Origin of the sequence: Caballeronia catudaia (assembly GCF_001544755.2) — a bacterium.
GTDB classification, from domain to species: Bacteria; Pseudomonadota; Gammaproteobacteria; order Burkholderiales; family Burkholderiaceae; genus Caballeronia; species Caballeronia catudaia.
In genome coordinates, this window is the sequence record NZ_FCOF02000001.1 from 200,908 (window position 1) to 221,287 (window position 20,380).

Here is a 20,380-nt window from a genome sequence, read left to right on the forward strand (position 1 = left end):
CGCCGAGCTGAAACCCGCCGAGAGTGCCGCTTCCGCGGTCCTATGCCGTCTGGCGAATTCGGTTACACAGCGGTTACACGTGGCGGAAAAACGAAAAAGGGTTACAAGCAAATCGCCTGTAACCCTTTGAATTTGTTGGTGGGGCGTGAGTGACTCGAACACTCGACCTACGGATTAAGAGTCCGCTGCTCTACCAACTGAGCTAACGCCCCAACAGAAACGAGATTATAGCGGCAGTTTTTAAAGAGGCGCAATACCCCACCGAAGAAAATTCTTAACTTTCCGACGGAACCCTCGAACAAGCGTGGCAACACGGCCCGGACACCCCGGTATCATGGCGCATCCAAACCAGGCCAGCCAAAATGGACGATACCGCCATCCGCGCCTTGCTCGACAGCATCCTGGCCCCGTGGGTCAAGGAGCTACGACTCGCGCCCGAATCCGTCGCCGACAATGCGGTCACGCTGCGCCTGCCGTACTCCGACCACCTCCGTCACGCGGGCGGTGTCATCTGCGGTCAGGTGTTCATGGCCGCCGCCGATACCGCGATGGTCGTCGTCATCTCACACGTCTTAGGCGGTTTCCAGCCGATGACCACCGTCTCGCTGAACACGACCTTCATGCGCCCGGTAAAAGCCGGCGACGTCCTCGTCACCGCGCGCATCCAGCGCCACGGCCGCAATCTCGTCTTCGGCGATATCGAACTGCGCGACGCGCAAGGCGAACTCGCCGCGCACGCCACGACAACCTACGCGCTCATCATCAAGTAAATGTTCGATCAGGTCGTATTCGCCGGCGGGGGAAACCGCTGCTGGTGGCAAGCCGGATTCTGGGACGTCATCCAGCCGGAACTGAATCTCAGGCCGCGCGTCGTCGCGGGCATATCGGCGGGTGCGGCGACGGCGTGCATGCTCTACACGAACGAGTCGCGCTGGGTCATGCGCTACTACGCCGAAGCGCTGCGCGAGAACAGGAAAAACGCCTACTGGGGCAATCTGCTGCGCGGATCTTCGCGGACCGCTTTCACGATCTCGCGAAAGCGCCCGAGATCCGCATCGGTGTGTCGCATCTGCCGCGCTGGCTCGGCGCGCGTAGCGCGGTGGCGGCGGGTCTGATCGCGTACAACATCGAGAAATACGTGCGCAAGGCGCTGCATCCGACGCTCGGTCAGGCGCTCGGCTTCCATCCCGAATTCGTGAAAGCGCAGGAATGCGCGACGATCGACGATCTCGCCGATCTCATCCTCCAGTCGTCGAGCACGCCGCCGTTCACGCCGATCCTGCGACGCAACGGCCGCCCCGTCCTCGACGGCGGCATGGTCGACAACGTGCCCGTCTCCGCGCTCGATGCATCGCCCGGTCTCGTGCTCGTGATGGTCACGCGGCTCTACCCGCGTGAGCGCATGTTCGTCGTTCCGCACGGCGAGCAGAAGCGCATCTACATCCAGCCATCGCGCAAGGTGCCGATTTCGAGCTGGGACTATACGAGTCCATCGCAAATGCAACATGCTTACGATCTGGGCCGCGCGGACGGCGAGGATTTTCTCGAGCGCCTGCCGCGTCTTCTGAAAGTAGCCGAGCATTCCGCCTGACAAGGAGCAGACCGTGGCGAAGCAGCACACGTACGAACTCACAGTCGACTGGACCGGCAATATCGGTTCCGGCACCTCCGCCTACGACGCTTACTCGCGTGACCATCTCGTACGCGTTGGCGCCAAGCCGGCGATCGAAGCGTCGAGCGATCCGGCGTTTCGCGGCGATCCCGCGCGTCACAATCCGGAGGAGTTGTTCGTGGCGTCGCTGTCGTCGTGTCACATGCTCTGGTATCTGCATCTGTGCGCGACGAACAAGATCGTCGTGACGGCCTATGTCGATGAAGCCATCGGCACGATGCAGGAGGAGAAGAACGGGAGCGGACGTTTCGTCGATGTCACGCTGCGCCCGCGCGTGACGATCGGCGCTGGCGGCGATGCCGGTCTCGCGACGCGCCTTCACGAAGACGCTCACCGCTTCTGCTTCATCGCGAACTCGGTGAATTTTCCGGTGCGCTGCGAGCCGTCGATCGAGATCTCGACGCTCTAGCCCCGCGACTCGCGCTCAGCGGCGGCGCGCGTGCTGGAGCGCTTCCTTGTTGAACACGCTCGATGTGTCGCCCGCATCGAACGCGAGGATATTCCGGAACGCCGCGCCAAAATACAGCTCGTAGCTTTCGCGCTCCACGTAACCGATGTGCGGCGTGCAGATCACGTTCTCCATCCGCAGCAGGCCATAGCCTTGCAGAATCGGCTCGCTCTCGAAGACATCCACCGCGACCATGCCCGGCCGGTTGTGATGCACCGCATTCAGCAGCGCGTTCTCTTCGAGCAGTTCGGCGCGGCTCGTGTTGACGAAGAGCGCGGTCGGCTTCATGCGCATCAGATCGTCCTGCTTGACGATGCCAGTCGTCTCCTCGGTCAGGCGCAGATGCAGCGTCAGGACATCGCTTTGCTCGAAGAACGCCTCGCGGGTCTCGGCGACTGCGAAGCCGTCTTCGCGCGCCGCGCTTTGCGAATGCTCGCGTCCGTAGACGAGCACGTTCATCCCGAACGCCTTGCCGTATCCCGCGACCAGTTTGCCGATCTTCCCGTAGCCCCAGATGCCGAGCGTCTGCCCGCGCAGGACTTGCCCGAGCCCGAAGTTCGGCGGCAGCGCCGATGTCTTCAGCCCCGACTGCTGCCACGCGCCTTGCTTGAGGTTCGCGACGTACTGCGGAATGCGCCGCTGCGCCGACATGATCAGCGCCCAAGTCAGTTCGGCAGGCGCGACGGGAGAGCCCGTGCCCTCCAGCACTGCGATGCCGCGTTCCGTACACGCATCGATATCGATATGACCGCCGCCCGCGCGTCCCGTCTGGCTGATCATGCGCAGTTTCGGGCATTTGTCGAGCAGTTGAGAGCTGATGCGAGTGCGTTCGCGAATCAGCACGAGCGCGTCGACTTCCGAAAGTCTGCTGGCCAACTGTCCCAGACCACGTACCGTGTTATTGAAGACCTTCACCTCATGGTCATCGAGCAGATGGAAGCAATCGAGCTTCCGGACGGCATCCTGGTAGTCGTCGAGAATGGCGATTTTCATGGGCATGGATTGGCTTTTGTTAGGCATCGAACGTGCTGCATTTTTATCGAGGGAGAGAATGGAGCGCCTAAGTTCGGGTAAATACCGATAAATTGCGCTCTATTGTGTCTTATTGCGCTGCATCACGAGGTTCGCGCGATGCGGTGTTATGCTTGACTCCCCATTTTTCAGGAGGCTCGCGCGTCCCCGCCAAAATAGAGAAATTTCGCGCAACTAGCGGAAAACACGGAATTTCGCGAGGAGGCAGGCCACTTAGTATCTCTTTTTAACAGTTTGTTCCTTTGCCACGCAAGCCGCGAAAGGTACGGTTTGCTTGTGAAGGATTCATGCCCGTGACGCCGCATTGGCTCCCGAACCGCATTTTCGTGCGATGAAACCATTTTTCGGAGTTGCACGAAAGCGCCCGGCGGTTCGAATCGCAAACGCCTCTCGCATGCAGCGTTGTATGGGCAAATCGGTTTTCATTGCAGAAGAACGGAGACAGCTCGATGAACCAGCCCGCAGTAGTCGAAGACAACAATAAAAACGCCGTCGAGATCGAGGCGCCGGCTCATGTCCGTCACCGACGACTCATCGAATGGGTGCAGCAAGTCGCGGCCCTGACCAAGCCGGACCGCATCGAATGGTGCGACGGGTCGCAGGAAGAATACGACCGGCTCTGCCAGCAGATGGTCGATGCCGGCACCATGAAGAAGCTCGATCCCGAGAAGCGCCCGAATTCTTTCCTCGCGTGCTCGGACCCCTCGGATGTGGCGCGCGTCGAAGACCGCACCTTCATCTGCTCAGAGCGGCGCGAAGACGCCGGCCCCACAAACAACTGGGTCGATCCGCAGGAAATGCGCGTGACGCTCGACGGCCTGTTCGACGGCGCGATGCGCGGTCGCACGATGTACGTCGTGCCGTTTTCGATGGGCCCGCTCGGCTCGCCGATCGCGCACATCGGCGTGGAATTGTCGGACAGCCCGTACGTGGTGACGAACATGCGCATCATGACGCGCATGGGCCGCGCCGTGTATGACGTGCTCGGCGAGAACGGCGAGTTCGTGCCGTGTGTGCATTCGGTCGGCGCGCCGCTTAGTCGTGGCCGCAAGGACGTGCCGTGGCCGTGCAACGACACGAAATACATCGTGCATTTCCCCGAAAAGCGCGAAATCTGGAGCTTCGGCTCGGGTTACGGAGGCAACGCGCTGCTTGGGAAGAAGTGCTTCGCGCTGCGCATCGCCTCGACGATGGGCCGCGACGAAGGCTGGCTCGCCGAGCACATGCTGATTCTCGGCGTGACGTCGCCGCAAGGGCGCAAGTATCACGTCGCAGCGGCGTTCCCGTCGGCGTGCGGCAAGACGAACTTCGCGATGCTGATTCCGCCGAGCGATCTGAACGGCTGGAAGGTGACGACCATCGGCGACGACATCGCCTGGATCAAGCCGGGCCGCGACGGCCGTCTCTACGCGATCAACCCCGAAGCCGGCTATTTCGGCGTCGCGCCGGGCACGAGCGAAAAGACCAACTTCAACGCGATGGCCACGTTGAAGGAAAACGTGATCTTCACGAACGTCGCGCTGACCGATGACGGCGACGTCTGGTGGGAAGGCATGACCGACACGCCGCCCGCGCATCTCATCGACTGGCAGGGCCGCGACTGGACGCCGGAAATCGCGAAGGAAACGGGCGCGAAAGCCGCGCATCCGAACGCGCGCTTTACGGCGCCGGCGTCGCAATGTCCGTCGATCGACGCGGATTGGGAGAACCCGGCCGGCGTACCGATCGACGCCTTCATCTTCGGCGGACGCCGCTCCAACACGGTGCCGCTCGTGACCGAAGCGCGCGACTGGAAGGAAGGCGTCTACATGGCCGCGACGATGGGCTCCGAAACCACCGCCGCCGCCGCCGGCCAGCAGGGCGTCGTGCGCCGCGATCCGTTCGCGATGCTGCCGTTCTGCGGCTACAACATGGCCGACTATTTCGGCCACTGGCTGAAGGTGGGCGAGCGCCTCGAGGCGATGAACGCGAAGGCGCCGAAGTTCTTCTGCGTGAACTGGTTCCGCAAGGGCGACGACGGCAAGTTCGTGTGGCCGGGCTTCGGGGAAAACATGCGCGTGCTGAACTGGATGATCGGCCGCATCGAAGGCTCGGCGAAGGGCGAGGAGCACGCGTTCGGGATTTCGCCGCGTTACGAGGACATCGATTGGGGCGCGCTCGGCTTCACGCGCGAGCAGTTCGAGCAGGTCATCTCTGTCAACGACACCGCCTGGCGCGACGAACTCGCGCTCCACGACGAGTTGTTCGCGAAACTGAAACACGGCTTGCCGGAAGCCTTGCCGCAAGCAAAAGCGGGCATGGAGAAACGTCTCGCAGCGTGATGCTGCGCCGGATTGACGTCAAAAACTGAATCAATCCCCAAAAGAACGGGTCGGCGCAAGCCGGCCCGTTTTTTCTTGCCTACACCGTCAAAATAGACGCGGGCAGTCATTTCAAAATTTCGTCTATCAGCGAACCCCTAATCGAGTGTTGTGTGAAACGCAACAATCGGTGATCTTTCATCGCCATAACGCGGCTAACTAACAGATTTTTTTCGACTTTTTCGTGCTTACCGGCAACTTCTGCACGAAAGCGCCGGTCCTAGGATAATCCTGAATTGCTTTGCAGCAGAATTCGAGCCGTGTAGCGGCAGGAGTTGTCTTTATGGATCATTTGCAGTCGATGAGAGTGTTCGTGCGAGTCGCGGATCTCGGAAGTTTCGCCCGGGCCGCGAGCGCGATGGATATCTCCAATGCGGTGGCGACGCGCCACGTCGCGGACCTCGAAGGCCGCCTCGGCACGCGCCTGCTCAACCGCACGACGCGCAGCCTTTCGCTCACCGAGTCCGGCCAGGTCTATCTGGAACGGGCGCGGCAGATTCTCGACGAACTTGAAGATGTCGAGCAAATGGTGGTGGCGCGCAATCACGAGCCGCTCGGGTCGCTCAGGATCGTCGCGCCCGTCGTGTTCGGCCTGCATAATCTCGCGCCCGTGTTGCAGACTTATGCGCAGCGTTATCCGAAGGTCGTGCCCGATGTGACGCTGGTCGATCGTCAGGTCGATCTGGTGGAGGAAGGTTTCGATGTCGGCATCGTCATCGCCCGGCAGGTGAAGAGCGCGAGCATCGTCACGCGGCGCCTGACGACGGGTTGCATGACCGTCTGCGCAACGCCCGCATATCTGGAAAAGCACGGCACGCCGACGCGCCCGGAGCATCTGCTCGAGCATCCGTGCCTGAGCCTGCCGTCCGAGTACTGGGGCGACGAGCGCGTGTTCACCGGTCCGGAAGGCGAAGTGCGCGTGCGCCCGCAGAACGTGATCATCGCGAACAACACGGAAATGCTGCGGCAGTTCGCGCTGCTCGGCATGGGCATCGCGATTCTGCCGAGCTACCTGATCGGCAACGACACGACGCGCGGCCAGTTGGTGCGCCTGCTCGGGGACTATCAGTTGCCGCAGGTCGAGATCAACGTCGCGTATCCGAGCCGGCGTCACTTGCCGGCGAAGGTTCGCACATTCATCGATCACCTGGTCGAGCATTTCAGCCAGACGCCGAATCATCAGCTCGGCGAGCAGTGGATTCGCGATGGCCGCGGCAGGCCTGTGTCGGCGGCGCACGCCCGTTATGAGCATGCCGATGAAGACGCGACGCCCGCGCCGCGCTCACGTCCGATCGATGGCGAAATGGCGCCGAAGCTGTCGAAACCTTCGCGAACGCGAGGGCGCGTGCCAGCGGCATCGCCGTTCTGAAGGCGTCGCGCGAAAGCTGCGCAAATGAAAAACCCCCGCGAATCGCTTCGCGGGGGTTTTCTTTTTTGTCGCTGAGGAAAAGGTCAGCTCGTCTTGCGCGCCGCGGTTTTTTTGACGGCGGCCTTCTTCGCCGGCGCTTTCTTCGCCGCAGGCTTCGCGCGCGTGGTTTTCGCGGCCACGGCGACATCGCTGTCGCCGCTTTCATCGCCACCCTCGGCTGGCGCTTCCGCCGCGGCGCCGCGCTTGGCCGCAGCCGTCTTCGCTCCCGGCTTGCCTTCCTTCTTCTCGAACTCGAAGCCGATCTTGCCATCCGGCTGCTTCACGAGAAACGCCTTGAAGTTGCGTCCCGTGCGCGATGACTTGAAGTTCGTCAGCAGATCGGTGCGGCCTTCGTTGAGCAGCTTCGCCATCTGCTCGCGCGACATTTCCTGCTGAAGAATCACCTTGCCCGAGCGGAAGTCGCAAGTCTTCGGATTCGATACCGAGTTCTCGCAGACGTAGCTCATGCCGTGCTCGAACACGCGCGACTGACACTTCGGACATGCGCCGACCGGCGTCTGTTCGGAGAAATCGGGCGGTTCGCCGTCCTCGCCGCCGCTGTCCTGACCGAAATCGAATTCGAGCTTGTAATTCTTGATTTCGTCATCGAGCGAAAGTTTGAGAATCGCGGAGAACGGACGGCCCATCTTGCTACGGAAACCCGACAGCGGCCCGATGGTTTTCTCGCGCAGCAACTCCTCGACTTCCGGGATTTCGAATTGCCGCCCGCCCGGAATCTTCGAGATCGAAAAGTCGCACTTCGTGCACGCGAAGCGCCGATAGTTCTCCTTCACCTGCGAACCGCAGTTCGGGCACGGCGTTTCGAGCGTCGCGTAGTCGCCGGGAATCGTGTCCGAGTCGTATTCCTTCGCGCGCTTGACGATGGTCTGCGTCATTCGCGCGATTTCCTGCATGAACTGATCGCGATGCAGGCTGCCGCGCTCCATCTGCGACAGCTTGTGCTCCCATTGGCCGGTCAGTTCGGGCGCCGTGAGTTCTTCGACGCCGAGGCCGCGCAAAAGCGTCATCAACTGGAATGCTTTGGCGGTCGGAATCAGTTCGCGGCCTTCGCGCACCATGTACTTTTCGCCTAGCAGACCTTCGATGATCGCCGCGCGCGTGGCCGGCGTGCCGAGGCCCTTCGCGGCCATCGCGTCGCGCAGTTCTTCGTCTTCGACGAGCTTCCCCGCGCCTTCCATCGCCGAGAGCAGCGACGCTTCGTTGTAGCGCGCGGGCGGTTTGGTCACGAGGCCTTGCGCGGCGATCTTCTCGACGTCGACCTGTTCGCCCTTCTGCACGGGCACGAGATTGCCGTCCTCGCCAGCAGCTTCGCGGCCATAGACCTGCAGCCAGCCCGGCTCGACGAGCACCTTGCCTTCCGTCTTGAATTGATGCCCGGAGACTTCGGTGATGCGCGTCGTCACGAGGTATTCCGCCGCCGGGAAGAACACCGACAGGAAACGCTTCACGACGAGGTCATACAGCTTCTGCTCCGGCTCCGACAGCGACTTCGGCGCCTGCAATGTCGGGATGATGGCGAAGTGGTCGCTGATCTTCGAGTTGTCGAAGATGCGCTTGTTCGGCTTCACCCAGCCCTTGTCGAGCACCTGCTTCGCGAACGGCAGATAGTTGTTGCTCTCCTTGAGCATGGTCATCGTGTCCTTGACCGTGCTCAGGTAGTCCTCGGGCAGCGCGCGCGAATCGGTACGCGGATACGTCAGGACCTTGTGCTTTTCATACAGTGCCTGCGCGAGACCGAGCGTGTTCTTCGCCGAGAACCCGAAGCGGCCGTTGGCTTCGCGCTGCAGGCTGGTCAGATCGAAAAGCAGCGGCGACATCTGAGTGGACGGTTTCGATTCTTCCGTGACCGTGCCGGTCTTGTCGCGGCACGCCGCGACGACGGATTCGGCTGCTGCGAGACTCCACAGGCGCGAATCGCGCTGTTCCGGATCGTTTTCGACGCGCTTGAACTTCGGATCGAACCAGCGGCCTTCGTAGATGCCCTTCGCGGCGATGAACTCGGCACGCACTTCCCAATAGTCGCGGGGCACGAAACGGCGGATTTTCTCCTCACGTTCGACGACGATGGACAACGTTGGCGTCTGCACGCGGCCGACGGTCGTCAGGAAGAAACCGCCGCCCTTGCTGTTGAACGCGGTCATCGCGCGCGTGCCGTTGATGCCGACGAGCCAGTCGGCTTCGGAACGGCAGCGGGCGGCGTCGGCGAGCGGCTGCATGTCGGCGTCGCTGCGCAGATTCGCGAAGCCTTCGCGGATCGCGGCGGGCGTCATCGACTGGAGCCAGAGGCGCTGAACCGGCTGCTTCGCTTTTGCGTGCTGCGCGATCAGCCGGAAGATCAATTCGCCCTCGCGCCCCGCGTCGCAGGCGTTGATGAGGCGGTCGATGTCCTTGCGCTTCAACAGCCTCGTCAGCACCTTCAGGCGCGATTCGCTTTTCGCGATGGGATTCAGGTCGAAATGCGGCGGAATGACCGGCAGGTTCGTGAAGCTCCATTTGCCGCGCTTGACGTCGTATTCCTCGGGCGCCGCGATTTCGAGCAGATGGCCGACCGCGGACGAGAGCACGTAATCGTCGCTCTCGAAATACTCGTCATGCTTGGTGAAGCCGCCCAGCGCACGCGCGATGTCGTTCGCGACGGAGGGCTTCTCAGCGATGATCAGGGCTTTGGACATGACTCAATAAGTTGGTAACTGGCAGCGGCCCGGTTTGGGCTGCTTTAACGACCGCTTTATAGCACACGGTTTGTGCAGTGGTAGTCGAAGCGCGTATCCGGGCGCTTCGATATGGGGCTCGCGAAGCGCGTTTCGCGCGCAAAAAAACGGTCAAGCCGTGGCGAGCGCCGGACGCAATTTCGGCGCACCGACCATGCCCGGCAGCGCGGTCAGGTCGGTCAGCATCCGATCGACGATGGACGCCTGCGGCAGCACCGTGCCGAAAAATCGCGTCGTGACCGAATCCTCGATCAGGATGGTCGGAAAATTTTCCACATCGAGGTCATCGAAGCGGTCGGCGTGATTCTCGATATCGATCCACGCGAAGCAGATATCCGGATGCGCGGCCGCCAGCCTGTCGAATCCTTCGCGATATTCGCGGCACGTGCCGCACCATTCGGCGCACAGACAGGCGACGAACAGCGTGCCGGGCACGGCGATGCGCTCCGCGATGCGATCGGCATCGGTATCGAGATTCAGCGCGGACATGGCGGGTGCGGCATCCTTTATTCGAGTGGACTGCGGGGACGGCTCATTTTTCCGCGAATGTAGCACGACGCGGCTTCACGAGCGCTCCACCGCCGTGTAGCGGCCGCCTGCGAGCGCCGCCACATGGCCCGCCAGTTCGAGTTGCAGCAATGCGGCCTGGAGCGCCGCTCCGTCGAGATAAGTGCGCGCCGCGAGAATTTCAAGCGTCGCGGGCGCGTGCCCGAGCGCGTCGAGCACGCGGCCGGCGTTATCGCCGATGGCGGAATCGGCTATTCGCGCCGATGCCCACGACGCGCTGACCGGACGCGGCTTCGCGCGTTTCGCTGCCGCACGCGCGATGCTCGCCGACGAAACACCGAATTCTTCAAGCACGTCCTCCGGCGCTTCGACCAGCTTCGCGCCCTGCTTGATCAGGCGATGACAACCCTGCGAAAGCGGTGCGTGGATCGATCCGGGAAGCGCGAAAACATCGCGCCCCATTTCGTTGGCGAGCCGCGCGGTGATGAGCGAACCGGAACGCATCGCCGCTTCGACGATCAGCACGCCGCCCGACAGGCCCGCGATCAACCGGTTCCGCTGTGGAAAATTCGCCGACCGGGCGGGCGTGCCGAGCGGCCATTCGGACAGAATCGCGCCATCTCGGGCGATTTCGTGCGCGAGCGTGTGATGCGCCGCCGGATACACGAGATCCGCGCCTGTGCCGATTACCGCCACCGTGCCGGTGTCGCCTTCCAGCGCGCCGCGATGCGCGGCCGCGTCGATGCCGAGCGCCAGTCCCGACGCCACCACGAGTCCCGCATCCGACATCGCGCGGGCAAAGCGTCGTGCGTCTTCGAGACCTTGCGGCGAGGCGTGCCGGCTGCCGACGATCGCGATCGCGCGCGTCTGCAGCAAATCGAGCCGGCCTTTCGCGTAGAGCAGCGGCGGCGGGTCGGGCATGGTGAGCAGCGCCTGTGGATAGGCGGTATCGGCGAATGTAAGAATGTGATTGCCCGGTTCCGACGCCCACGCCAGAACCGCTTCAATATAGTGGTCGAACGGAACGCCTTCGATATCGGACGGCGGCGCGAGCACGGCAACGGCTGCGCGGGCGTCGGCGGTTTCGGCGAGCGACGCGAAGCTCTCCGACAGCACGTCGAGCGGCCCGCCGAACGCACCGAGCAGCAGACGCAGCGCGAGCGGCTTCAGCCCCTTCGCATGCGTGAGCCGCAGCCAGGCGCGCAGTTCATTGGCATCAGGTATCGAAGCGGCTTCCTCGGTCGGCAGGGCAACGGTCGTCATGTTAAGATTTTTGATCCGGAACAGATAAAGAAAGGTCGCTCAGGCTCGATCCACGGCCCGAAGCGACGCCGATTGGCCGCTTGCCGGCGGCGTTGAATCGACGCGATTCACCCGCATATCTTCGGCATGCCGCCCCATTACCCGCAACCTGGCCGAATGGCCGATTTACACGCGTCGCGGCGCGCGTAGACAATCCGAATCATGGCTCTGCTCAAGATACTCAACTACCCGGACAAGCGGCTGAACAAGGTGGCGAAGCCCGTCGCCATGGTCGATGACCGCATCCGCAAGCTCGTCGCCGACATGGCCGAGACGATGTACGCCGCGCCCGGCGTCGGCCTCGCCGCGACGCAGGTGGACGTGCACGAGCGCGTGATCGTGATCGACGTCTCGGATGCGCACGATCAGCTGATGGTCTTCATCAATCCGGAAATCGTCTGGTCGAGCGATCAGAAGAAGGAATGGGAAGAAGGCTGCCTGTCGGTGCCGGGCATTTATGACTTCGTCGAGCGTCCCGATAAGGTACGCGTGAAAGCGCTGAACCAGAAGGGCGAGACCTTCGAGCTCGATTGCGATGGCCTGCTCGCCGTCTGCATCCAGCACGAGATGGATCACCTGGCGGGGCACGTGTTCGTCGAATACCTCTCGGCGCTCAAGCAGACCCGCATTCGCGGCAAGATGAAGAAGCTGGAAAAGGCGCTGTAACCGATGACTCAATCGCTGCGAGTGGTCTTCGCCGGTACGCCGGAATTCGCTGCCGCCGCGCTCGCGGCCATTCACGCGGCGGGCTTTTCCGTGCCGCTCGTTTTGACGCAGCCCGACCGGCCCGCCGGCCGCGGCATGAAACTCACCGCGAGCCCGGTCAAGCGCTTCGCGATCGAGCACGGCCTGAAAGTCGCGCAGCCCACTTCGCTGCGTCGCGCGGGCAAATATCCACAGGAAGCGGCCGAGGCCATCGACCTGTTGCGCGACACGCCGCATGACGTCATGGTCGTCGCTGCTTATGGACTGATCCTGCCGCAGGAAGTGCTCGATATTCCGCCGCGCGGCGCGATCAATATTCACGCGTCGCTGCTGCCGCGCTGGCGTGGCGCGGCGCCAATCCATCGCGCGATCGAAGCGGGCGACGTCGAAACCGGCATCACGCTCATGCAGATGGACGCCGGCCTCGACACCGGCGCGATGATCCGCGAGGCGCGCACGCCGATCCTCGCCGACGACACCACTGGCACGCTGCACGACCGGCTCGCGCACATGGGCGCGGAGCTGATCGTCGCGGCGCTGCGCGATCTTGAACGCGACGGCGCGCTGCCTTCCACGCCGCAGCCGGACGAAGGCACGACTTACGCCGAAAAGATCGCGAAGCACGAGGCCGCGCTCGACTGGCGCCGTCCGGCACAGGAGCTTGCGCGTCAGGTCCGCGCGTTCGATCCGTTTCCGGGCGCGTTCGGCACGCTCGACAACGCAGCGATCAAGATCTGGGCCGCGCAGCCCGTCGATGGCTCCGGTGAGCCTGGAACGATCGCGGACGTTTCGTCGGACGGAATCGTCGTCATCTGTGGTGAAGGCGCGCTGAAGCTCACGCAGTTGCAGAAACCCGGCGGCAAGCGCCTGCCCGTGCGCGAATTCCTCGCCGGCGCGGCGATCGCAAAAGGGCAGCATTTCACGCTCGGCGAATAAGTCCGGGGCGGGGCGCGGCGCTAAAATGAGGCATCTCGAAATAGCGCCCGTCTGGAGTTTCCGATGCTCGGCATTACCGGTTTCACGTTCTTCCTCATCGCCGTTTTTCTTCTGAATGTCACGCCCGGTCCCGATACCGCCTATATCGTCGGGCGCAGCGTCGCGCAGGGGCGCGGCGCGGGCATCGTGTCGTCGCTGGGCATTTCCGCAGGTTGCATCGTTCATACGCTCGCGTGCGCGTTCGGCCTGACGGCGATCCTCGCGGCATCGTCGACGGCGTTTACAGTCATCAAAATGGCGGGCGCGGTTTATCTGATTTATCTCGGCGTGCGGCTGATCTTCACGAAGCGCGACGACACACAACCTGCCCAAGAAAAACAAAGCGAAAAGGCGATGCCGAAATCGCTGGGCCAGCTTTTCGCGCAAGGTTTCGTCACGAACGTGCTGAACCCGAAGGTCGTGCTGTTCTTCGTGTCGTTCTTTCCGCAATTCGTCGCAGCCGACAGCCAGCACAAGACGCTCGCGTTCCTCGCGCTCGGCATCGTGTTCATCGCGATGAGCACGATCTGGAACAGCTTCGTCGCGTGGATCGCAGGCAGCGTTACCGAGCGCTTCGCGGGCAAATCCGGCGTCAAGAAGTGGCTGGACCGTGGCGTTGGCACGGCGTTCGTGGGACTCGGCATCAAGCTCGCGACGACGCATCGGTGAATCGCTCAAATTGCACCGGCGTGGATTGAATTATTGACGGACGCCCATATCTAACATTTTGCTTACAATCGTGGTCCCGGTCATATCGGCCGGGGCAACCGCGCACTTCGCGCACTGCATTCAGGGAGAGGAGTTCCGGACATGTTCAACTGGGTCAAAACCGCGATGCTGATGGCTGCGATCACGGCCCTCTTTGTCGTGATCGGCGGAATGATCGGCGGCAAGAGCGGCATGATGCTCGCGCTGCTCATCGCGCTCGGCATGAATTTCTTTTCGTACTGGTTTTCCGACAAGATGGTCCTGCGCATGTACAACGCGCAGGAAGTCGACGAAACCACCGCGCCGCAGTTCTATCGCATGGTGCGCGAGCTCGCCACGCGCGCTCAATTGCCGATGCCGCGCGTCTATCTGATCAACGAAGACGCGCCGAACGCGTTCGCGACGGGCCGCAATCCGGAGCACGCGGCGGTCGCGGCGACCACGGGCATTCTGCGCGTGCTGTCCGAGCGTGAAATGCGCGGCGTGATGGCGCACGAGCTGGCGCACGTGAAGCACCGCGACATCCTGATCTCGACGGTCTCGGCGACGATGGCCGGTGCGGTTTCGGCGCTCGCGAACTTCGCGATGTTCTTCGGCGGGCGCGACGACGAAGGCCGCCCGATGAATCCGATCGCGAGCATTCTCCTGGCGATCCTCGCGCCGATCGCGGGCGCGATAATCCAGATGGCGATTTCCCGCGCGCGCGAATTCGAAGCCGATCGCGGCGGCGCGGAGATTTCGGGCGATCCGCAAGCGCTCGCGAGCGCGCTCGAAAAGATTCACGCGTACGCGTCGGGCGTGCCGTTCCCGACGGCCGAGCAGCATCCGGCGACCGCGCAGATGATGATCATGAATCCGCTTTCGGGCGGCGGCATCGCGAATCTTTTCTCGACGCACCCGGCAACGGAAGAGCGCGTCGCGCGTCTGATGGAGATGGCGCGCACGGGCCGCTTCTAACAGCTTGCAAGGTGTCGTAACGAAGGCCGTTCCGGTTTCCACCGCAACGGCCTCTTTTGCATCGCACTCCGCACGCCGGTGCGCGGATTCCCGCAAGTTACAATTCCCCGTTCGCGCGAACTGCGCGTCGCCGTTGACCGTTCCCGTTTTCCATGACCGACAAGCCTTCCCGGCGGCCCGCCGCCGCGCATTCCCGCCTGAGCGCGCTGCATCTCGCGCCCGATTCGCTCGCGTTCGCGCTCGACTGCGCGGCGCAAGCCGTTGGCGCGGTGCGCGCGGGTTCGGCGCTGCCGGCGGCGTTGCAGACGGTCGTCGGGTCTGGCAAGCACGCGACGGCGCGCGGCGCGGTGCAGGATATCGCGTATCGCGCGATGCGCCGCCTCGCGCTCGCCGATGCGCTGATGCACAAGCTCGTCAAGAAAGCGCCGCCGCCGCACGTGGGCAACGTGCTCGTCTGCGCATTCACGCTGCTGACGGACGACGAAGCGCACGCGGCCTACGCGCCGTTCACCGTCGTCGATCAGGCCGTGACTGCGATTGCCGCGCGCCGCGACTTTGCCTTCGCGAAGGGGCTCGTGAACGCCGTGCTGCGCGGTTTCCTGCGCGAGCGCGCAACGCTGATGGACGACGCGCGCAAGAACGAAGTCGTGCGCTGGAATTATCCGCAATGGTGGATCGACTCGGTCAGACGCGGCCAGCCCGGTGCCTGGGAGCGCATCCTCGAAGCGGGCAACGTGCAGGGGCCGCTCACGCTGCGCGTGAATGCGCGGCATGCGAAGGTCGATGACTATCTGGCGCGTCTGCGCGATGCGCACATCGAAGCCGAAGTGGTGGGCCTGCACGCGGTGCGCCTGAAAACGCCGATGCCCGTCGATCGTATTCCCGGTTTCGACGAAGGCGTCGTGTCAGTGCAGGACGCGGGCGCGCAACTCGCCGCGCAGTTGCTCGACGCGAAGGACGGCATGCGTGTGCTCGACGCGTGCGCGGCGCCGGGTGGAAAGACGGGGCACGTGCTCGAACTCGCGAACGTCGATCTGATCGCGCTCGAAAGCGACGCGGAGCGCTCCGGCCGCATCGCACAGAATCTGACGCGCCTGAAGCTCGATGCGCGCATCGAAGTGGGCGACGCGGGCGATCCTGCGCAATGGTTCGACGGCGTGCCGTTCGATCGCATTCTCGCGGACGTGCCGTGCTCGGCGTCGGGCATCGTGCGGCGCCATCCGGACATCCGCTGGTTGCGGCGCGCGTCGGACATCGCTGCGCTCGTCGCCGAGCAGCGCCGCATTCTGAACGCGCTGTGGCCGCTCGTCGCGAAGGGCGGCGAGCTGCTTTACGTGACATGTTCCATCTTTCCCGAGGAGGGCGAAGAGCAGGCCCGCTGGTTTGGAACCGCGCATGAAGATGCGGTACGATTGGACGCGCCGGGCCAGTTGTTGCCGACAGCGGCGCGCGCGAGCGCGGACGCGGTGCGGGGTTCACCGGACGGTACAAATTTCGCGTCTCCGAGCCGTGGCGCGGAAACCTTCGCGGACCACGACGGATTCTTCTACGCGCGCTTTCAGAAACGGTGACGATCAAACGCTTTTTTCCGCTTCGGCTCGCGGCCGTCATCTGGACTGCGCTGACGCTCTGGCTGACCGTCGCCGCAGTCGAACCGGCGTTTGCCGAGACGATCGCCGTGCAGCGCGCGTCGCTGCAGGCCGACAATGCCGGCTGGAGTCTCGACGCGCACTTCGACTTCGATCTCAACAGCAGCCTCGAAGAAGCCGTGAACCGCAGCGTGCCGCTCTATTTCACGATCGACTTCGCGCTGTCGCGGCCCCGCTGGTACTGGTTCGACGAAGAGCCGGTGAACGTGTCGCAGAGCATCCGTCTTTCCTATCAGCCGCTCACGAACGAATATCGCGTGTCGACGGGCGGCTTGCAGTTGCGTTTCGCCTCGCTCAATGAAGCGCTCGCGGTCATCAGGCACGTGACTTCGTGGCACGTCATCGACCGGAACCAGGTGCGTGGCGGCGAAACCTATACCGCATCGGTGCGCATGCAACTCGACATCGCATTGATGCCCAAGCCGTTCCAGATCGACGCGGTGAACAACCGCGACTGGAACCTCTCTTCTGACTGGAAGCGTTTTACTTTTACGGCGGCAGAACGTGCGAAATAGATTTCGACGCGGCCGCACGGACATGAAAAGTTTCGTCGTCCGGCTGCTGGTCTCGACGGTTGCGCTCACGGCGGTTCTGCTGCTCGTGATGCTCGCGCTCGCGAGCGCGAACACCGAGTTCTTCGACCGCTATTACGGCTGGCTCTACGCGGCGAACGTTGCGGTGGCGATCGTGTTCATGCTGATCGTCATCAGTTTGTTCATCATCATCGTGTCGCGAGTGCGGCAAGGGCGCTTCGGCACGCGACTGCTGGCGAAGCTCGCGTTCATCTTCGCGCTCGTCGGCGTGGTGCCGGGCGCGATCATCTATGTGGTTTCGTATCAGTTCGTGTCGCGCAGTATCGAATCGTGGTTCGACGTGAACGTCGAAACCGCACTCACGTCGGGTCTGACGCTCGGCCGCGGCATGCTCGAAACCTCGCTCGCCGATTTCAAGAACCGCGGCCGGCAAATGAGCGATCAGCTCGCGAGCGCCGATCCGTCGAGCCTCACGCTCTCGCTGTTGCGTTTGCGCGATCAATACGGCGTGCAGGACGCGGTGGTGTTCGAACGGCCGCGCGATCAGTACAACCGCGAGGATCTGACGTCGAACAACGGTCTGCAGCGTGTCGCGGGACTGCGCACGGTCGCGCAGGCATCGGGCAATTACTACGCGCTCCTGCCGGCCAACGAGCCGACCAGCACGATGCTCAAGCAGGCGCAGGATCATCCATATGGAGCGATCGAAGGCGAGATCGACGGCGATCCGAAATCGAACGGACCGAAGGGCGCGCTGCGATTACGCGTGGTCACCAAGATCCCCGATCCGACGACGACCACCGAGTTTCAGCACGTCGACCGCTTTCTGCAGATCGAGCAGCCGGTGAGTCAGGAACTCGCGCGCAACGCCGATGCCGTGCAGCGCGCGTATCGCGAGTATCAGGAGAAGCGGCTCGGGCGCACGGGCTTGCGCAAGATGTATATCGGCACGCTGACGCTCGCGCTTTTTCTCGCGACCTTCATCGCGATGATGATGGCGCTCGCGCTCGGCAATCAGCTCGCGCGCCCGTTGTTCCTGCTCGCGCAGGGCACGAAGGAAGTGGCCGAGGGCGACTACACGCCCAAACGCGAGATCAATTCGCGCGACGAACTCGGCTTTCTCACGCAGTCCTTCAATGCGATGACGCGCCAGCTCTCCGAGGCGCGTGCGGCCGTCGAGAACAATCGCATCGCGCTGGAGCATTCGAAGGCGTATCTGGAAAGTATTCTTGCGAACCTCACGGCGGGCGTGTTCGTGTTCGACCGGCAGTTCCGGCTCGCCACCGCGAATCGCGGCGCGGAGCGCATCTTCCGCCAGCCGTTCGGCACGCTGATCAATCAGCCGCTCGACCGGATCGACGTCCTTGCGGAATTCGGCACGATGGTGAAAAAGGCGTTCGCCGAGCGCGATGCCGCGTCGAGCGGCTCCGATCATCCGGTCGGCGACCGCGGGCACTGGCAACAGCAGGTCGCGGTGACGGTGCCGGGCGAGAATGATCCGCTCACGCTGCTGGTGCGCGGCACGCAATTGCTGAGCGTGACCGAGAGCGATTCCGACGATGCGGAAACGACCGGCTACGTCGTCGTGTTCGACGACATCTCCGACGTCATCTCCGCGCAGCGTTCGGTCGCCTGGGGCGAAGTCGCGCGACGTCTCGCGCACGAGATCAAGAATCCGCTCACGCCCATTCAGCTCTCGGCGGAGCGCCTGCAGATGAAGCTCGCCGACAAGCTCGCGCCGCCCGATGCCGAAGTGCTCAAGCGTGCGTCGACGACCATCGTGAATCAGGTGCAGGCGATGAAGCAGATGGTCGACGACTTCCGCGAGTACGCGCGCACGCCGCCCGCGGTGCTCGGCAATCTGCAACTGAACGATCTCGTCGCGGAAGTGCTGACGCTGTACGGCATCGAAGACGGCAAGACGCCGATCAAGATTGATCTCGCGAAGCTGCCGGTGATTCGCGGCGACGCGACGCAGATCCGTCAGGTCATCCACAACTTGCTGCAGAACGCGCAGGACGCTGTGGCGGACGTCGCGGAGCCGCGCGTTCTGCTCGAAACGAGGACAGTAGAATATGGCGAGCCCGATGCATCGGGTCATGCGCGCGTCGCGGTTCGCCTCACGGTCTCGGACAACGGCACGGGCTTTCCGGCGCGTATTCTTTCCCGCGCTTTCGAGCCTTACGTGACGACGAAAGCAAAGGGTACGGGCCTGGGACTTGCAACCGTGAAGAAGATCGTCGACGAGCATGGTGCGCGCATCGACATACGCAACCGCTCGAAGACCGCGGATGTGATCGAGGGTGCGCAGATATCGATTCTGTTTCTGCAACTCGCGGACGACACCGCAGCGCCCGGCGCGACGCCGCCGGGGGCCGGTGCCGCAGCGAATCAGGGAACGACAAAAGCAACAGTGCAGACAAGGGCAGCTTAAATGGCAACCATCCTGGTGGTAGACGATGAAATGGGGATCCGGGAACTGCTCTCCGAGATCCTGAGCGACGAAGGCCACGTTGTGGAGGTGGCGGAAAACGCGCAGGTCGCGCGCGAGTACCGTCTGGAGCAAACGCCCGATCTCGTATTGCTCGATATCTGGATGCCCGACACCGACGGCGTGACCTTGCTCAAAGAGTGGGCAGCGCAGGGCAAGCTCACGATGCCGGTGATCATGATGTCCGGCCACGCGACCATCGACACCGCTGTCGAAGCGACCAAGATCGGCGCGCTCAACTTTCTTGAAAAGCCGATCGCGCTGCAGAAGCTGCTGAAGGCCGTCGAGCAGGGGCTCGCGCACGGTACTGCCGCTGCGCCCGTGGCGGCTGTAGCGAAGCCGCCGGCAAGCGCGAGCGCATCGGGCGTGCCCGTGGCGGCGGCGCTGCCGACGGCGTCATCGTTGAACGCATCGGGCGATGCGATGGCGGGCGCGTCGCAGAATCAGGCGGGGCAGACGGCATCCATCTCGTTCGATATCCCGTTGCGCGATGCGCGCGACGCGTTCGAGCGGGCGTACTTCGAGTATCACCTCGCGCGCGAGAACGGCAGCATGACGCGCGTCGCGGAAAAGACGGGGCTCGAGCGCACGCATTTGTATCGCAAGCTCAAGCAGTTGGGCGTCGATCTTGGAAAGAACAAGAACGAGGTCTGAGCGCCGTCTTCAAACATTCTTCCGAAAGATGCGCGAAGGGGCTTGAGGGCCGCGATAGTCTCTGCTATAGTTTCACCTCTTCGTTGGCCCGGTAGCTCAGTTGGTAGAGCAGCGGATTGAAAATCCGCGTGTCGGTGGTTCGATTCCGCCCCAGGCCACCAGAATGCAAGAAGCCCGAGAGTGTCTATCGCTCTCGGGCTTTTTCTTTTTCCGCGCTCATCGTTCGAATGCGGACAAACTGCACCAA

General features: G+C 63.1%; 16 protein-coding genes, 2 tRNA genes and 1 pseudogene. 14 read left to right on the forward strand and 5 right to left on the reverse strand.

Going from position 1 to position 20,380, the window contains the following annotated elements:
• Nucleotides 1-136: 136 nt before the first annotated feature.
• A tRNA-Lys gene (locus tag AWB75_RS00945) sits at nt 137-212 on the reverse strand.
• A gap of 150 nt (nt 213-362) precedes the next feature.
• Between AWB75_RS00945 and AWB75_RS00950 the strand changes: the two genes are divergently transcribed.
• The 3 genes and pseudogenes from AWB75_RS00950 (at nt 363) to AWB75_RS00960 (ending at nt 2,081) form a co-directional block, all read left to right on the forward strand.
• Nucleotides 363-770, forward strand: coding sequence for a PaaI family thioesterase (locus tag AWB75_RS00950; protein ID WP_061122200.1), 408 nt, complete (start codon nt 363-365; stop codon nt 768-770).
• Nucleotides 771-1,591 (forward strand): annotated as a pseudogene (locus AWB75_RS00955) (patatin-like phospholipase family protein).
• Nucleotides 1,592-1,604: 13 nt separating this feature from the next.
• Nucleotides 1,605-2,081, forward strand: a complete 477-nt coding sequence (locus AWB75_RS00960; protein WP_061122201.1) for an OsmC family protein — start codon at nt 1,605-1,607, stop codon at nt 2,079-2,081.
• A gap of 15 nt (nt 2,082-2,096) precedes the next feature.
• Here AWB75_RS00960 and AWB75_RS00965 read toward each other — a convergent pair whose 3' ends face one another.
• Nucleotides 2,097-3,113: a D-2-hydroxyacid dehydrogenase family protein gene (locus AWB75_RS00965; RefSeq protein ID WP_061122202.1), complete on the reverse strand. Its 1,017-nt coding sequence runs from the start codon at nt 3,111-3,113 to the stop codon at nt 2,097-2,099.
• 488 nt (nt 3,114-3,601) lie between these two features.
• Between AWB75_RS00965 and AWB75_RS00970 the strand changes: the two genes are divergently transcribed.
• Together AWB75_RS00970 and AWB75_RS00975 are read left to right on the forward strand one after the other, a co-directional pair.
• Nucleotides 3,602-5,473, forward strand: coding sequence for a phosphoenolpyruvate carboxykinase (GTP) (locus AWB75_RS00970; RefSeq protein WP_061122203.1), 1,872 nt, complete (start codon nt 3,602-3,604; stop codon nt 5,471-5,473).
• Nucleotides 5,474-5,795: 322 nt separating this feature from the next.
• Nucleotides 5,796-6,881 (forward strand): LysR family transcriptional regulator, encoded by a 1,086-nt coding sequence (locus AWB75_RS00975; protein WP_061122204.1) that lies wholly within the window; start codon nt 5,796-5,798, stop codon nt 6,879-6,881.
• 83 nt (nt 6,882-6,964) lie between these two features.
• Here the strand turns inward: AWB75_RS00975 and AWB75_RS00980 are convergent, their stop codons facing one another.
• From AWB75_RS00980 to dprA, 3 genes are all read right to left on the reverse strand, one after another.
• The gene (locus tag AWB75_RS00980) at nt 6,965-9,613 is read right to left on the reverse strand and encodes a DNA topoisomerase III (RefSeq protein WP_061122205.1); all 2,649 of its coding nucleotides are present in this window, start codon (nt 9,611-9,613) and stop codon (nt 6,965-6,967) included.
• A 150-nt stretch (nt 9,614-9,763) separates the two neighbouring features.
• Nucleotides 9,764-10,141 (reverse strand): thioredoxin family protein, encoded by a 378-nt coding sequence (locus AWB75_RS00985; RefSeq protein ID WP_061122206.1) that lies wholly within the window; start codon nt 10,139-10,141, stop codon nt 9,764-9,766.
• A gap of 75 nt (nt 10,142-10,216) precedes the next feature.
• A complete protein-coding gene (gene dprA / locus AWB75_RS00990; protein ID WP_061122207.1) occupies nt 10,217-11,422 on the reverse strand; it encodes a DNA-processing protein DprA in 1,206 nt (401 codons plus the stop codon).
• A gap of 201 nt (nt 11,423-11,623) precedes the next feature.
• Between dprA and def the strand changes: the two genes are divergently transcribed.
• The 9 genes from def to AWB75_RS01035 all read left to right on the forward strand — a co-directional run bounded on the left by def (nt 11,624) and on the right by AWB75_RS01035 (nt 20,294).
• The gene (def, locus tag AWB75_RS00995; protein WP_061122208.1) at nt 11,624-12,127 is read left to right on the forward strand and encodes a peptide deformylase; all 504 of its coding nucleotides are present in this window, start codon (nt 11,624-11,626) and stop codon (nt 12,125-12,127) included.
• Nucleotides 12,128-12,130: 3 nt separating this feature from the next.
• A complete protein-coding gene (gene fmt / locus AWB75_RS01000) occupies nt 12,131-13,102 on the forward strand; it encodes a methionyl-tRNA formyltransferase (protein WP_061122209.1) in 972 nt (323 codons plus the stop codon).
• A gap of 63 nt (nt 13,103-13,165) precedes the next feature.
• Nucleotides 13,166-13,810 (forward strand): LysE family translocator, encoded by a 645-nt coding sequence (locus AWB75_RS01005; RefSeq protein WP_061122210.1) that lies wholly within the window; start codon nt 13,166-13,168, stop codon nt 13,808-13,810.
• A 141-nt stretch (nt 13,811-13,951) separates the two neighbouring features.
• Nucleotides 13,952-14,806: a zinc metalloprotease HtpX gene (gene htpX / locus AWB75_RS01010; protein WP_061122211.1), complete on the forward strand. Its 855-nt coding sequence runs from the start codon at nt 13,952-13,954 to the stop codon at nt 14,804-14,806.
• Between the two features lie 152 nt (nt 14,807-14,958).
• A complete protein-coding gene (gene rsmB, locus AWB75_RS01015) occupies nt 14,959-16,377 on the forward strand; it encodes a 16S rRNA (cytosine(967)-C(5))-methyltransferase RsmB (RefSeq protein ID WP_061122212.1) in 1,419 nt (472 codons plus the stop codon).
• The gene (locus AWB75_RS01020) at nt 16,374-16,970 is read left to right on the forward strand and encodes a DUF4390 domain-containing protein (protein WP_061122213.1); all 597 of its coding nucleotides are present in this window, start codon (nt 16,374-16,376) and stop codon (nt 16,968-16,970) included. Before rsmB ends, AWB75_RS01020 begins: the two co-directional genes overlap by 4 nt.
• A 22-nt stretch (nt 16,971-16,992) precedes the next feature.
• Entirely contained in the window at nt 16,993-19,422 is a 2,430-nt protein-coding gene (locus tag AWB75_RS01025) for a sensor histidine kinase (protein WP_061122214.1), read from the forward strand.
• Nucleotides 19,423-20,133, forward strand: a complete 711-nt coding sequence (esaR, locus tag AWB75_RS01030; protein ID WP_061122215.1) for a response regulator transcription factor EsaR — start codon at nt 19,423-19,425, stop codon at nt 20,131-20,133.
• Between the two features lie 85 nt (nt 20,134-20,218).
• A tRNA-Phe gene (locus AWB75_RS01035) sits at nt 20,219-20,294 on the forward strand.
• The last annotated feature ends 86 nt before the right edge of the window (nt 20,295-20,380 follow it).

What these genes read in the sequence shown, in the direction of transcription:
- AWB75_RS00950 (WP_061122200.1), top strand. Translation starts at nt 363, where the DNA reads ATGGACGATACCGCCATCCGCGCCTTGCTCGACAGCATCCTGGCCCCG.
- AWB75_RS00965 (WP_061122202.1), bottom strand. Translation starts at nt 3,113, where the DNA reads ATGAAAATCGCCATTCTCGACGACTACCAGGATGCCGTCCGGAAGCTC.
- AWB75_RS00970 (WP_061122203.1), top strand. Translation starts at nt 3,602, where the DNA reads ATGAACCAGCCCGCAGTAGTCGAAGACAACAATAAAAACGCCGTCGAG.
- AWB75_RS00975 (WP_061122204.1), top strand. Translation starts at nt 5,796, where the DNA reads ATGGATCATTTGCAGTCGATGAGAGTGTTCGTGCGAGTCGCGGATCTC.
- AWB75_RS00980 (WP_061122205.1), bottom strand. Translation starts at nt 9,613, where the DNA reads ATGTCCAAAGCCCTGATCATCGCTGAGAAGCCCTCCGTCGCGAACGAC.
- AWB75_RS00985 (WP_061122206.1), bottom strand. Translation starts at nt 10,141, where the DNA reads ATGTCCGCGCTGAATCTCGATACCGATGCCGATCGCATCGCGGAGCGC.
- dprA (WP_061122207.1), bottom strand. Translation starts at nt 11,422, where the DNA reads ATGACGACCGTTGCCCTGCCGACCGAGGAAGCCGCTTCGATACCTGAT.
- def (WP_061122208.1), top strand. Translation starts at nt 11,624, where the DNA reads ATGGCTCTGCTCAAGATACTCAACTACCCGGACAAGCGGCTGAACAAG.
- fmt (WP_061122209.1), top strand. Translation starts at nt 12,131, where the DNA reads ATGACTCAATCGCTGCGAGTGGTCTTCGCCGGTACGCCGGAATTCGCT.
- AWB75_RS01005 (WP_061122210.1), top strand. Translation starts at nt 13,166, where the DNA reads ATGCTCGGCATTACCGGTTTCACGTTCTTCCTCATCGCCGTTTTTCTT.
- htpX (WP_061122211.1), top strand. Translation starts at nt 13,952, where the DNA reads ATGTTCAACTGGGTCAAAACCGCGATGCTGATGGCTGCGATCACGGCC.
- rsmB (WP_061122212.1), top strand. Translation starts at nt 14,959, where the DNA reads ATGACCGACAAGCCTTCCCGGCGGCCCGCCGCCGCGCATTCCCGCCTG.
- AWB75_RS01025 (WP_061122214.1), top strand. Translation starts at nt 16,993, where the DNA reads ATGAAAAGTTTCGTCGTCCGGCTGCTGGTCTCGACGGTTGCGCTCACG.
- esaR (WP_061122215.1), top strand. Translation starts at nt 19,423, where the DNA reads ATGGCAACCATCCTGGTGGTAGACGATGAAATGGGGATCCGGGAACTG.